This is a genomic window from Mycoplasmopsis agalactiae PG2, from assembly GCF_000063605.1.
GTDB classification, from domain to species: Bacteria; Bacillota_I; Bacilli_A; order Mycoplasmatales; family Metamycoplasmataceae; genus Mycoplasmopsis; species Mycoplasmopsis agalactiae.
In genome coordinates this window covers 425,497-439,980 of record NC_009497.1, presented here as the reverse complement: position 1 = coordinate 439,980, position 14,484 = coordinate 425,497, and the positions used below count along the sequence as shown (strand labels likewise).

At 29.1% G+C, this 14,484-nt stretch carries 11 protein-coding genes; 10 read left to right on the top strand and 1 reads right to left on the bottom strand.

Annotated features, from left to right (window positions below; all coding sequences use genetic code 4):
- Positions 1-29 precede the first annotated feature (29 nt).
- Positions 30-1,172 (top strand): cell division protein FtsZ, encoded by a 1,143-nt coding sequence (locus MAG_RS01935; protein ID WP_011949544.1) that lies wholly within the window; start codon positions 30-32, stop codon positions 1,170-1,172.
- A 554-nt stretch (positions 1,173-1,726) separates the two neighbouring features.
- On the opposite strand, the gene MAG_RS01925 is transcribed toward MAG_RS01935, so the two are convergent.
- Positions 1,727-2,104, bottom strand: a complete 378-nt coding sequence (locus MAG_RS01925) for a glycine cleavage system protein H (RefSeq protein WP_011949543.1) — start codon at positions 2,102-2,104, stop codon at positions 1,727-1,729.
- A 474-nt stretch (positions 2,105-2,578) separates the two neighbouring features.
- Here MAG_RS01925 and MAG_RS01920 point away from each other — a divergent pair, with 474 nt between their 5' ends.
- The 9 genes from MAG_RS01920 to MAG_RS01880 all read left to right on the top strand — a co-directional run bounded on the left by MAG_RS01920 (position 2,579) and on the right by MAG_RS01880 (position 14,286).
- The gene (locus MAG_RS01920; RefSeq protein WP_011949542.1) at positions 2,579-3,262 is read left to right on the top strand and encodes a 16S rRNA (uracil(1498)-N(3))-methyltransferase; all 684 of its coding nucleotides are present in this window, start codon (positions 2,579-2,581) and stop codon (positions 3,260-3,262) included.
- 9 nt (positions 3,263-3,271) lie between these two features.
- Entirely contained in the window at positions 3,272-5,218 is a 1,947-nt protein-coding gene (locus MAG_RS01915; protein ID WP_011949541.1) for a M13-type metalloendopeptidase, read from the top strand.
- Between the two features lie 9 nt (positions 5,219-5,227).
- Complete coding sequence (locus MAG_RS01910; protein WP_011949540.1) at positions 5,228-5,782, top strand: single-stranded DNA-binding protein; 555 nt, start codon at positions 5,228-5,230, stop codon at positions 5,780-5,782.
- Between the two features lie 121 nt (positions 5,783-5,903).
- Positions 5,904-6,530, top strand: coding sequence for a uracil phosphoribosyltransferase (gene upp / locus MAG_RS01905; RefSeq protein ID WP_011949539.1), 627 nt, complete (start codon positions 5,904-5,906; stop codon positions 6,528-6,530).
- Positions 6,517-7,218: an MPN527 family putative ECF transporter permease subunit gene (locus MAG_RS01900; protein ID WP_232955168.1), complete on the top strand. Its 702-nt coding sequence runs from the start codon at positions 6,517-6,519 to the stop codon at positions 7,216-7,218. Before upp ends, MAG_RS01900 begins: the two co-directional genes overlap by 14 nt.
- A gap of 21 nt (positions 7,219-7,239) precedes the next feature.
- On the top strand, positions 7,240-9,579 hold the full coding sequence (locus MAG_RS01895) for a class I tRNA ligase family protein (protein WP_011949537.1): 2,340 nt from the start codon (positions 7,240-7,242) through the stop codon (positions 9,577-9,579).
- Between the two features lie 208 nt (positions 9,580-9,787).
- Positions 9,788-12,778: an endopeptidase La gene (gene lon / locus MAG_RS01890; RefSeq protein ID WP_011949536.1), complete on the top strand. Its 2,991-nt coding sequence runs from the start codon at positions 9,788-9,790 to the stop codon at positions 12,776-12,778.
- Positions 12,779-12,878: 100 nt separating this feature from the next.
- Positions 12,879-13,604 (top strand): glycerol-3-phosphate 1-O-acyltransferase PlsY, encoded by a 726-nt coding sequence (gene plsY / locus MAG_RS01885; RefSeq protein ID WP_011949535.1) that lies wholly within the window; start codon positions 12,879-12,881, stop codon positions 13,602-13,604.
- A gap of 190 nt (positions 13,605-13,794) precedes the next feature.
- Positions 13,795-14,286: a hypothetical protein gene (locus MAG_RS01880; protein ID WP_011949534.1), complete on the top strand. Its 492-nt coding sequence runs from the start codon at positions 13,795-13,797 to the stop codon at positions 14,284-14,286.
- Positions 14,287-14,484: the final 198 nt, after the last annotated feature.

The window sequence follows — 14,484 nt, the reverse complement described above, 5'->3', positions numbered from 1 at the left end:
AATAACTCTATAAAAAAGGAGAATCGGTCATGAACGATTCAACAGTTTTTCCAAGTTTAAAGGTTAAAGTTTTTGGAATCGGTGGTGCTGGCAATAATGCAATTAACAACATTATTGCTGATGATGAATTTGATAGTTCAACAATTGAGTTTTGAGCAATTAATACTGATTCACAACACTTGCAAGATAACAGAAATAAATGTCAAAACAAATTACTATTAGCTAATCCAATTTATAACGGTTGCGGTGCTGGTGGAGATCTTAAGGTTGGTAAAGAATGTGCCTTAAATTCTATTGATCAAATCAAAGAAATTTTAGCAGACACAAATGTCTTGATCCTAGCAGCAGGCCTTGGCGGTGGAACTGGTACAGGTGCAACGCCGGTTATAGCGGATATAGCTAAGAAAATGGGAATTTTGACAATCGCAGTTTTGACAACGCCTTTTGACATGGAAGGGGAAATTAAGAAAAGTATTGCTTTATCTGGAATAAGTGAAATTAAAAATTATGCAAATTCTTACTCACTAGTATCAAATCAACAAATTTTGGAAACATACAAAGACTTCCCACTTAATATGGCTATGAGAATGGCTGATAAGAAGCTAAAAAACCTTATAAAAAATGTAATTGACATTCTTAATTTAAGCTGATTTATTAATGTTGACTTCCATGATTTGAGAAATGTTTTGGAAAATGGTCAAAATACTTTTATTGGCTATGCTAAAACCAGTGGAACTGACAAAGTTAAAAAAGCTGTTGAAGAAGTTATCAGTGATAACATAAGTGAAATAAAAAGCAATAATAGCTATAAAAATCTATTAGTGTCATTCCACATAGATTCTAAAGGCACATTAACAGAAATTAATGAAGCTATAGAACTATTAAAGGAACACTTTGGTGCTGATACTCACATCAAATTTGGCATTATAAATGATGATTGAACAGATGAAAGAGAAGATTTTTTCACAATTGGCATTATAGCTGGTCAAGGCGAAATGCACAGTGGCATAGAGTTTAATGAAAAATTAAAGAGCAACAGACACAGCCCTTTAATGTATGAACAATCAAATATCATCAATGTAGAAAACACTGATGAATATGATCAAGTTGTTACAAAAAATGAAAAAATCTTAGAACAAAATTCTGATTTAATTCCTGAATTTTTTAAGTAGAAAAAGCTAGTAAAAAATGCATCTTTATGGCCGTAAAACAGCCACAGATGCATTTTTTAATTCCTATTTCATTTATATATCTAATGTTTAGCCTAAATTTTATTTTATAACCCTCATTTTCATAGGATTTAGCTATGCTTTTTATATAAATAGTTCTATCATTAACTTTATCTGTCAAGTGTTTTCTTAGTAAATCTTTAAGTTCAAAAGTATTAATACATGATCTAACCATTGCTAAAAGATATGCATATTTATCAATAATTTCATCAAATGTATTTTTGGCATTTTATCGATTTGTGACAAATTATTATCTAAAAATAAATATGGAGCAAACATGAAATTGTTTTTATAAATATTAACTGTTCTCTTTTTACCAGCAAATTCAAATACATCTTGCAAAATGTAATGATGGAATTTGACATAAATCTTTAAATGCGCCAATTTCAAAAGTATCTATAATTCTTTTATCTCACAATTCCAGACAGCGTTTTTTTACTTAATTTTATTTCATTTTCCTTTTCAATAAAATTTTCTTTCATTTTCTTTTTAAGTAATTATCCTATCAATGATTGATATCTATCTCACATTGCAAACTCTTCTAGTTTGTCATACTCGTCTTTATTAATATCTTTTAAGTGCATAATTCAGTTTTCATCATCATATACTGATAAAACTAATGATGGTGTTTGAATAATTGCTTTATTTATTTTTACAATAGCTGCTTTAATTGGCATTTTAAATGCTAGTTCACCTTTATTTGTTTTAAGCACCATTAATATTTCATTTTTATCTAATACTTGGTTTTCGCTTGCTAATATATTTAATTCGCTAATTAAACTAATTTCATCTTGCGCATCAGGGCTTAGTCTTAAAAGATATAGATTTTTGTCATCTAAGTATTCAATTGTAAATTTATCAATTAATTTTTTCATTAACTTCTTCCTTCTGTAAGTGTATTTATTATCCTATAAAACAGCCTTAAGTAGCAAATTGTGGAAATAAGAAAGTAGTAACATACAAATAAAGACTTAATATAGGGATAAAATTGAGCTTGCTTTATGTTAGCTACATAGCAGTAAAAAATTATTTAATAGTTGTACTTCTAAGGCTTTTTTATAGTACTCTTGGAATTATCATATTATTTATGTAGTGCACCTGAATTATTAAGAAGATATTCATAAAACTATCACTTATGTATAAATAAAACAGTCTAAAATATGGAATGAATTAAATAATAAAGCTGATCAATTTTATAAAAAAACAATAAACAGACAGCTTACGAAGCGCTAAACTTAAAAATCTAATATGCTTGTTTTTATTTTAGCATAAGTGTTTTAGTGCATTGTAAGTATTTACATATATAATTGAATTAAGTATATTACTTAAATTAATCTCAGAAAGGGAAAATGCATCGATTTTTTGTTGATACAAAGGAAAATGATTACTTCATTCTTGATGAAAAAATAATTAAACACATAAAAAGTGCACGATTAGCTAATGAACACTTTTTATGCAATTATTTAAATAAGTTTTATGAATGTTATTTAGAAGACAATAAGGCAAAAATTATTCAAGAATTAAGCATAAATCATGAATATTTAAATGAAGTAGTTTTAGCAGCTCCTGTTATTAAAATCAAGCGTTTTGAATGATTGCTTCAAAAAGCTACTGAACTAGGAGTGTCTAGAATTATTCCAATGAATTCTAAGTTTGTTGATCAAACAATTATTAAATATGAGTTTAATAAAAAGATCGATCGCTTTAATGAAATAATTAAAAATGCTGCTGAGCAAAGCTTTAGAAACGCTGTTCCAAAATTAGAGAAAATAGCGACTTTTGAAGAAATTATTTTATCTAATCGGGACAAAAAAATTTATGTTGCTTACGAGAACAAGGAAGTTGAATCTCAAATTGATAAAATTGAAACTAACAGCATTTTAATTGTTGGCCCTGAAGGCGGGTTATCCAAAGGTGAAATAGATTTTGCACTCCAAAACAACTGTTTTATAGTGTCTTTGGGAAAAACTATTTTAAGAGCAGAAACAGCATGTATATATATGCTTTCAAATGTAAGAGAAAGTAATAAATAGGAGAATAATATGAATGAAAAAATAAGATTAGAAGATGATTTTTATGAGAGCATTAATGGTGAGTGATTAGCAAAAGCTGAAATACCAGCTGATAAATCATCAATAAGTTCGTTTTATGAAATTCACAATAAAAATGAAAAAGATTTAATGCAAGAAACACAGGATTTAATAGCTGAAAAAAATATAAGCTGAAAGAGAATAAAAGATCCTGTAATTTTAAGTTACGCACTTTTAGCTGATATGGCTTACGATTTTCAAACTAGAGAAAAACTTGGTGTTTCACCTATTTTGCCTACTTTAAAGGCTATTTTGGCACTTAAAAACAAAGAACAGCTAATTGAAAAATATAAATACTTCCGTTTTAGAGATATATCGCTTCCTTTTGAATTTGGCATTATTCAAGATTTTAAAAATGTTGAATTGCAGCTTTTATGTCTATCAGGCCCAAGTTTGATTCTTCCTGAAAAATCATATTATGATGATAAGCATCCTGCTAAGCAACAATTAATTGCTAAGTTTAAAGAAATGAGTTTAAAACTACTTAGGTTTTATTATTCTGATGAACAAAAGAATGAAAAAATTGTTAACCAAGCACTTGCTTTTGATGCTTCATTAGTTGAATTTTCTCCAAGTGCTGAAGAAAATGCTGATTATGTAAAAATGTACAACCCTTATAGCATTTCTGATGCTGCAACATTTTCGAAAAATGCTGATTTAAAGGCTATTGCGGAAAATTTAGTCAACAAAAACGCTAAAAAAATTACCAATGTTGTCGATAAATTAATTGTGCTTTATCCTAAATTTTTAGAAAACATTGACAAAGTTTTTAATGATGAAAATTTTGAAAACCTTAAGTCTTGAATGTTTTTAAAAACTATTATTCAATTCTCTGGTCACTTAAATGATGAATCAAGAATTATTGCTGGTGAATATGATAGAGCACTAACAGGCCAAGATAGTCCAATGACTAAAGAAAAACATGCATTTTATGTTGCGTATAACAAATTTAAAATTCCTTTTGGCACATATTTTGCCAAAAAAACATTCGGTGAAAAAGCTAAAGCAAATGTTGAACAAATGGTTGTCAAAATGATTGGCATTTACAGAGACCGTCTTTTAAAAAATGACTGATTAAGTAAAAGTACAAAAGAAAAAGCTATAGTTAAACTAGAAGCTTTAGGTGTTCATATAGGCTATCCCGAAGAAATTCAACCTTTCTATGAGCAAGTTAAAATAAGCAACAAGTTCTTCAAAAGAGATAATTTATTAAAAAATGCACTTGATTATCTTGTAGTTAAAAACACATGAGAATTTAGTCAATATTTACAGCCAATTAACAGAAACTACTGAAGCATGTCTCCTGCAGAAGTAAATGCATATTACAATCCTTTTATGAACCATATTGTTTTCCCAGCAGGAATTTTAAATAAGCCGTTTTACTCTATAAAACAGTCAGAAGCGACAAATTATGGTGGTATAGGTGCTGTTATTGCTCACGAAATTAGTCACGCTTTTGATAATAACGGTGCTCAGTTTGACGAAAAAGGTAATCTAAACTTATGATGAAGTGATAAAGACTATAAAGCATTTCAAAAGAAAGCTAAAGATATGATTGCCTTATTTGACAATAAAACAACTGAATATGGCAAATGCAATGGTACTTTAACTGTATCAGAAAATATAGCAGATGCTGGTGGATTTTCATGTGCTCTAGAAGCTGCAATGCTTAATAAAGAAAATGACATAAAAGACTTTTTTACAAGCTTTGCGGTAATTTGAAAGAGCAAATATAAGCCTGAAAGTGCAAAATTATTGCTTGCAACTGATGTGCATGCTCCTGCAAAATTAAGAGCAAACATACAAATTCAAAATAGTGATGAATTTTACAAATTATTTAATGTTAAGTCAAGTGACAAAATGTGATTGCCTAAAAATAAACGTGTAAAAATTTGATAGGAGCAAGCCATGAATTTAAATAAAGTTATATTAATTGGTAGAGTTTCATCAGACATTAGATATAGCAAAACTAATAGTGGAATCTCATTTGCTAGAACTAGAATTGCTATAAGCAGAAACTACTCAAGTGATAATGAAGTGACTGACTTTATTCCAGTAATTGCTTGGAGAAGCACAGCTGATTTTTTAAATGGTTATGCGCCTAAAGGAACACTAGTTGCAATTGAAGGAGCATTAGTAACTTCAACATATGAATCAAATGGTCAAACTAACTACAGTATTGAAGTCAGAATCGATAACTTGCACTTGTTAGAATCACGTTCTGTTAGAAATCAAAGACAAACAAATGATTTTTCAGTAGTGCAACCTAACTTTAAGAAAAATGATTTAGGCAACGGCAATAATTTTGCTAAAAGCAATAAAGCTTTTGAGCAAAATTTCAATTTAGAAGGTAGTGAAAAAAATAAAAATACTAATAAAGCTAGCGAAGCACAGAGTGCAAAAGTTGAAGACCAGCCATTTAACAACATTAATTTTAATTTTGATGATGATTTTGAAGATTAAGTCAATTAAAGCTTGTAATTTAATAAGAAAAAGAGTGCTTTTTCCCAAAAAAGTGCTTTTTTATTATATTTATGCCATATTTTAAGATCATAAAATATAATATTAGATATTGGGGGTTGAAATGCTAAAAGTGCTTGATCATCCATTAATTAAGATTAAACTTACAAATATGAGAAATCGAGAATCTGGCCACTCAGTTTTTCGCCAGAATTTAAATGAAATTGGCTCATTAATGGTTTATGAAATTTTAAGAGACTATCAAACAAAAAGAAAAGAAATAATTACTTCAATTAATAAAAAATATTTAGGCTATGAATTTGACAAAGACGTAGTTTTTGTGCCCATTTTAAGAGCTGGGCTTGGAATGATTGATGGCTTATTAAAATTAATTCCTGAAGCTAAAGTTGGACATATTGGAATGAGTAGAGATGAAACTACTTTTAAGCCTACTGAATATTTTTATAAAATTCCCGAAGTGCCAAAGGATAGCTATATTTTTGTAGTAGATCCAATGTTAGCGACTGGAAATAGTGCAGTTGATGCTATTACAAGACTTCGCAAAGATGGCTTTAATAACATTAGCTTAGTATGCTTAGTTGGAGTTAAAGAAGGCGTGGATAATGTTGAAAAGCATTTTGGACATGATATTAATATTTATTTAGCTGCACTTGATGAGTGTCTTAATAAAGACAAATATATTGAACCGGGGTTAGGTGATGCAGGAGACAGAATTTTTGGTACAAAATAATAATAAGGAAAACATTTATTACTTTAAAAACAGGAGCATAAGACTCTCATATACAGGCATGATGCTTGCTATTGCAATATTAGTTAATTTTGCAGGTAGCAAATTATTATCAGTACCTTTTATATCGTTTTTAAAATTTGATTTTGCTTTAATTGTAATCACCGCTACAGCACTATGAATAGGCTGAAAATATGCATTTTTGCTTATTCTTTTACTATTTTTACTTGGACCAAGTTATGGCTCACATGGATATAGCTTACCAAGCATCTTAGGGCATTTAATTTTATCAACAACTCAAACTATATATATGACCATTTTTTACTGGTCAATAAAACTTTTACAAAAAACAAAATTGCGTAAAGCTGGTTTATTAATATTACCAGTAATTATTTCAATATTAGCAACTACAGGACTTTTAGTTGTTTTAAATATCTATCTTTTCACTCCATGATACTTTAAACTATTTGGTTTACTTGGAGCTGATCCTGGAAATCATTTTTCAATGATTAAGCATTGAGAAAATATTAGAGGTTTATTTCTAAATATTCCAACATATTATAAAGGTGCAGGCTTAGTTTACCTTGTTTTCAACCTTGTTAATCTTACAATGAACTCAGTTTTCATCTTTATAATATTTAGCTTAAATAGCAAAAATAATTTCATTAACAAAAACATTTCTTATCTATAAAAATTATTCTAAGAGGCTACTATGAAAAATTATGACCATTTATCAATTGAAAACAAATGACAAAATTATTGAGAAAATAGTCATTATTTTGAGCCCAAAAATGATCATAAGTTACCTAAAAAATATATTTTAAGTATGTTTCCATACCCTTCAGGAAACATCCATATGGGGCATGTTAGAAACTATGCTATTGGTGATGCTTTAGCTCGTTTTTATAGAAGAAAAGGTTTTAATGTATTGCATCCTTTTGGTTGGGATGCTTTTGGTCTTCCTGCTGAAAATGCAGCAATAAAACATAACATTCACCCTAAAACATGAACATACCAAAACATTAGTTCAATGAATGAAAACATAAAAAAATTAGGTATTTCGTTTGCATGAAACTATGAATGCATCACAAGTGATGAAATCTATACTCGTTGAGAGCAAGAAATATTTATTAAAATGTGAAATAATGGTTTAGTTTATAGAAAAAAAGCCTTATTAAACTGATGTAATAAGGACAAGACAGTTTTAGCCAATGAACAAGTAATTAATGGTTGTTGTTGAAGGTGTGATGAGCCGATTGAAATAAAAGAAACTGAGCAATATTATTTGAAAATTAGAGATTATGCTAAAGAGTTACAAGAGTCTTTAGAGCTATTAAAAGGTAACTGACCCGATAAAGTTTTATCAATGCAAAATAACTGAATCAACTATAAAACAGGCTTTTTAGCGACTTTTAGCGATTCATTAAATAAATTAAAAACCAATATTGAGATCTTTGTTAATGATAAAAAAGATCTAGATGTAGTTGATTTTTTATGCATAAGTGCAAATCATGATTTAGTTGATGAATTAATTCAAAAAAATTATTTCACTAAAGAGCAAATTGATCAAATTAACAAAATTAAAACTCTTGCACAAGCAAAAGATTTTTCACTAAAAGCCAGTTTAAAATTGCCGTTTAAGGCTGTTTTAAAGAACAATTTGGATAAACTAATTGATGTGTATATCTCTGATTTTGCTTCATTAGGCGCTAAGAATAATGCGCTTATAATCAATACTAAAAAGCTAGCTAGCTATGAAAAGTTTGCTTTAGCTAACAAAATTGATTTATCAGCTTCACAAAGCAATTTTGATTTATCTTCACTATTTCCAAGTCAATCGATTAATATGCAAGACTGAGGAATTAGCCGCCAAAGATACTGAGGTGCACCTATTCCAATGATTCACTGTGCAAAATGTGGCATTGTTCCTGAAAAACTTGAAAATCTTCCAGTTAAGCTACCTGAAAATGTTGACTTTAATAAAAGCGGAAATCCAATTAGTTCCAATTTAGAATGAATGCAAACAAAGTGTCCAAAGTGTAATTCTGATGCACTTAGAGAAACTGATACATTTGACACATTCTTTGAATCAAGCTGATACTTTTTAAGATACACTTGTCCACCTGAATTAAGAGAAAAAGTTGCTTTAGATAAAGATTCGGTTGAATATTGAAACTCAGTTGATACATATATTGGCGGGATTGAACATGCTATTTTACACCTACTTTATGCAAGGTTTTTTACTAAAGTTATGTCAGACTTAGGATATATTTCATTTAGAGAACCATTTAAAAGTTTGCTTACTCAAGGTATGGTACTTAAAGATAGCGCAAAAATGTCAAAAAGTAAAGGCAACACTGTTTCCCCTACTGATTTATTAGAAAAATATGGTGCTGATACTGTAAGATTATTCATTCTCTTTGCAGCGCCGCCAGCAAAAGAGTTAGAGTGATCAGATGATTCAGTTGAAGGATGCAATAGATTTATTAATAGACTTTATAATCTATATTCTAAAGTAATACCTGTCAAGGATTTTAGCATCATAAAAAACATTCATCACAATAGCTTAAGTGAATTTGAAAAAAGTGCAAGAATGAAGCTTTATCAGTCATTAAAAAAACAAGAATCAATTTATTTAGATAACCGCAATGAATTTGCATTCAATACATTAATTGCCTATATCATGGAAACTCTAAATTCTTATGAAAAAATAGAAAATAATTCACTTTTACTAGAGTTTTTCTACATTTCACTTAATATTTTAGAACCTTTTATACCTCATTTAGCTTGAGAACTTAGCGATAAGTTATTTAATTTAAATAATCTAACTGATTTTTATATTGATAATAAAGCGCTAGAAACTGACCAAATAACCTATGCTATAACAGTAAATGGAAAAGTTAGAGCACAAATTTCAGTTTTAAATGAAAGCAATAATAAAGATAATATTTTGACACTAGCTAAAAATGAAGTAGCAAAATGAATTGAAGGAAAGACTATTATTAAGGAAATATTTATACCAAACAAAATAGTTAACTTTGTAATTAAATAATTTTTTTAGCACTCGCATTGTAGAGTGCTAAAATTGTATTATAATTGATATTGTATTAGTTGAACAGGAGGGCAATATGGGAAGACCTAAAGGAAATAGTAAAAGAAAAAAAGGTGCTGCTGAGACTAATTTTGAAAATCTATTATATTTAAATGTATATAGAAGAAGAATCTACACAAAGGCAAATGACCCTGTCAAAAATTGTTTTGTGTTATTTGATCGTGAAGTAGCTAAGTTAGAAATTACTGATGAATTAATTACTCAAACAACATACTGAAAACAAATAATTGATGAGTATACTAAGGATAATTCAAATGGTGCTGAAATAATTAATAAAGCTAGAATCATGCTAGTTTATTATAGACCAGCAGAAGATAACAGAGTTATTTTAGAATCAGAGCTTCAATCTAAACCTACAGCTACATATGCTGATGTTTTAGAAAATGTTAATATTTCTAACTTAGATTCAAATATGACTCTTTGCCAAGTTGAATCAGTTGAAAAAGTCTATGATAATGGTTCTCAAAAATGACATTACATTGCAACACTAAAAGCTATTCATAAATACATATTGCAAGATATATATGGCGATGAAGAAACAATTTCTTCATCAAGCATAGATATTGAAAAACTACCACTTAAATATATTGAAGGAATGGTAGCAACAAGATTTGGTTCAGAAAATAATGGTGATGAAATGGCTTTAGCTGATCCATCACTAGATTTTAATGGTTTTGAAGAAGTAATTAACACTTTAATTTACGACAGAAACTGAAATGATGCAATGCTCCTTTATAGATATATTAGAGGATATTCAGCCAAAGAAATTAGAAACTGAACAAAGGGCACCAGTGAAATGATGCCTGATTTCATTAATGATGATGAATCTAGACTAGAAACATTAGTTAGAGCACTAACTGGATTTTTCCTACTACCTCCATATGAATTATTTACAATTTATTCAATGCCTTCTGCACTTCATCAGTTCGAAGCTCTTAAGAGTAATTTCGTACTAATGGTAAGATTAATCAAGAAATTTATTAATGAATTAAATCTTGGCAACACTGATAAATTATTAAATATTTACAATGCACTTACTGATAATGAATTATTCAAAAACTCAATGGAGCAAATTAAAGAAAACTCTGAGTTAGAAGTTCAATTTAATTATGAAGTTGAAAGAATATACAAGTGGCATAAAGAATACTTGCAATTAGGTTATATAACTGAAGATGATTTAAAATTAATTATTAGCTTGATTGAACAAAATCAAAATAATTTAAGTAAAAGATCTTCTAAAAAAGACACTTCAGCAATGAAAGATAAAATTGACAAAGAATTAAATAAAAAAATTCAAAGCAATTTAGATAAGCAACAAAAAGAGTTCTTGCTTCGTGAAAAAATGAAAGCCATCAAAGAGCAACTTAATGAAGCTGATGATGAAGATGGCGACGATGAGTATTCAAAAATTGTTAATGACCCAGTGCTCAAGCAAATGTATCCTGAATGGATTATTAAAGCAATTAAAACTGAGCGTGATAAGTTAAAAAATATGATGTCATCAAGCCCTGATGCTAATATTACCCAAACATATATTAGTAATCTAAAGAAATTGCCTTGAAGAAAAGTTGAAGTTGAAAACTTAGATATAAATAGAGCTAGAGAAATTCTAGACAAAAATCACTATGGACTTAAAGAAGTTAAAGAAAGAGTGATTGAATACTTATCATTAATAATCAATCACAGAAACATCAATAAAGAATCAAGCGAAAAAGATTTAATTAAAATTGATGATCATAACCAAATTGACTTGCAGCTATTTAAAGAAAATACAAAAAATAAAGCGCAAAAGCAATTTAACAACGTGCCAATTTTAACCTTAGTGGGTCCTCCTGGCACTGGTAAGACATCACTTGCTCGTTCAATTGCGGAAGCTCTAGACAAAAGCTATGTAAAGCTTAGTCTTGGTGGCTTACATGACGAATCTGAAATTAGAGGCCACAGAAAGACTTATGTAGGTGCTATGCCAGGTAAAATCATTAAAGGTCTTCAGTCAGCTGGTGTGTCAAATCCACTTATTTTATTGGATGAAATAGACAAAATGTCAAGCGACATAAAAGGTGATCCTACTTCAGCTATGCTTGAAGTTTTAGACCCTGAACAAAATACTAAGTTTCAAGATAATTACATTGAACATGAATATGACTTATCAAAAGTGTTATTTATAGCAACAGCAAACTATTATGAAAATATTCCTGCTCCATTACTAGATCGTGTTGAAATTATTGAATTAAATAGTTACACAATTAATGAAAAAATTAAGATTGCTAAAGAACACTTAGTTGAAGTTGTATTAGCACAAGCTGGCTTAAAACCTGATCAATTTATCATTGATGATAAAGCATTAGAGTTTATAATTAAGCACTATACTGCTGAAGCAGGTGTTAGATCATTAAAGAGAAATTTAGACAAAATAGCCCGTAAAATAGTCACAAAAATCGTTTCTGGCGAAAAAATTGATAAGTTTGTTATAGACCAAAACAATATTCCTGAATTATTAGGTACTCCAAAAATTAGCGAATCCGAAAAAGAAATGCAACCACAAATTGGTTCTGTCAATGGCTTAGCCTTTACATCAATTGGTGGTACAACATTACAAATTGAAGTTTCATGATTTAAATCAAAACAACCCGGTATTAGACTAACTGGACAGCTTAAAGAAGTAATGCAAGAATCAGCTAAAATTGCGCTTTCATATGTAAGAGCTAATGCTGAAAAGTTTGGTATCAAAAACGTTGATTTTGATACAACTGAAATTCATGTCCATGTACCTGAAGGAGCTGTTCCTAAAGATGGCCCTAGTGCTGGTGTAACATTTACAACTGCTTTAATTTCTGCTCTAGCTAAAATTCCTGTCTCGCAAGAAGTAGCTATGACTGGTGAAATCACGCTAAGAGGTAAAGTCTTAGAAATTGGCGGACTAAAAGAAAAGTCATTTGCTGCTTTTAAAAAAGGCATTAAAACTGTCTTTATTCCAAAAAATAATGAAAAGAATTTAAGTGATATTCCCGAAGAAGTAAAAGAAGCAATTAACTTTATTCCTGTTTCACACTATGAACAAATTTGAGAGCATTTATTCAAAGGCAAAAAGTCTGATGAAAGTGAAACTGAAAGCAAAAAGAAAAAGCAGTCTAAATAAATAATTTATTGCCTTTACTTATGCAAAAAATGCACATTAGTAGTGTGCATTTTTAACTTTCAAAATTTAATTGATTATTAAATGTGTAAAATATTACAGTATGAATATACTGTATAGCATTTTAATAAATTTAGCATTATTTTTACTTGGATATCTACTTTTAGGATCTTTTAATACATCAATAATATTAAGTAGAAGAGTCAAAAATGATGATATTAGAGAACATAATAGCAAAAATGCAGGAGCAACAAACAGTTTAAGAACTTATGGAGCTAAATTTGCATTAATTGTCTTTGCTACAGATGTACTTAAAACACTTCTTCCTATATTAATAATTTCAGCTATAGTTAATCATGTGCCAGCAGTAAATGCTTTTTCATATGCTTCATATATTAGCCCGCAAGCACTTGGACTTGGAGTAGTAATTGGTCACATTTTTCCTGCTTATTACAAATTTAAAGGTGGCAAGGGAGCAGCTTGTACAGTTGGCTTAATAATTTCTATTAATATTATTTTATTTTTAATTGCATTCTTAATATTTTTACTAGTTGTTGGAATAAGTAAAATTGTTTCGCTAGGCTCAATTACCGTTGCATTCTCACTGCTTTTATTTGTTTGAATGCCATGAATGATTCAAGGCCCAACTGGATACTGAACTAATGCTGTTGAATATACTAATTCATTTACAACACTTGTAAATTACTGATATGTTAGCCCAATAATTTATACTTTATGTGCTTTTCTAGTGCTTGTAAGTCACCGTGATAATTTCAAAAGATTGATTAATAAAAGTGAAAGAAAATTTGCAATCAAAAAAGCTGTTTAGCATAAAACTGGCGGCTTTTTTTATTGGCATTTATATATATCAACAAATTATTAACAGTATAAATTTTGCAAAAGTTTAATTTTTGGCCAAAGAAATGGCCTAATTTAGCACTTTTACCACTTATCTACAAAAAGTGCTTGAGGGAAAAAGTTGTTAAAAATTGGCCCTATGTATTTTTTAAAATAATATTATGCAAAATGAAAGTAAAATAGAAGTATTACCAGTCTTAAAACCAATATCATTATTTCCTGAATTTATAGAGAAAATTGATGGAGAAAACAAATTAAAGTCTAATGTTATAACATTGATTGCAATAGATAATAATGATGTTTACTTTGTCGCTGGACTATTAGAAGAAAATAATGATATTTCTAATGAAAATATAATTAATATTGATACAGAAGACGGCATACTTGAAAATGGAAAAAGCGCTAAGGTTCTACTAGCTAAGGCAATTGATCTGTCAGTTATCTACAAAATGAATTATGACGAACTTATACCTAAAATTCAAACTAGCTGAGAAGATATGGCTCGATTGCCTTATGTCTCGCTTAAAGATCAATTGAAAATTGTTAACTGAGTCACAGCCAATTTAGCAAATCAAGGAAGCGTTCCTAAACTGGTTGTTATACGAAAGAAGCATAGAGAAAAGGACAGCAAAATAAACGGAGCAGTAATTTAACTTTTGCGACTTTTCCAAATTTTGCATAGCTTGCTATATTAAATAGCAAGTTTTATATTTTAAACTAGCTAAACTAGTTGTAAAAAATAAGTGCGTTAATCTTTCTACTTAATAGAGAGTTTTGTGCATTTAAAAAGATTTATGGAAAGATTAGAAATAAAACAAGGGTTAATATGTCTATGATCAAGTTATGATAAC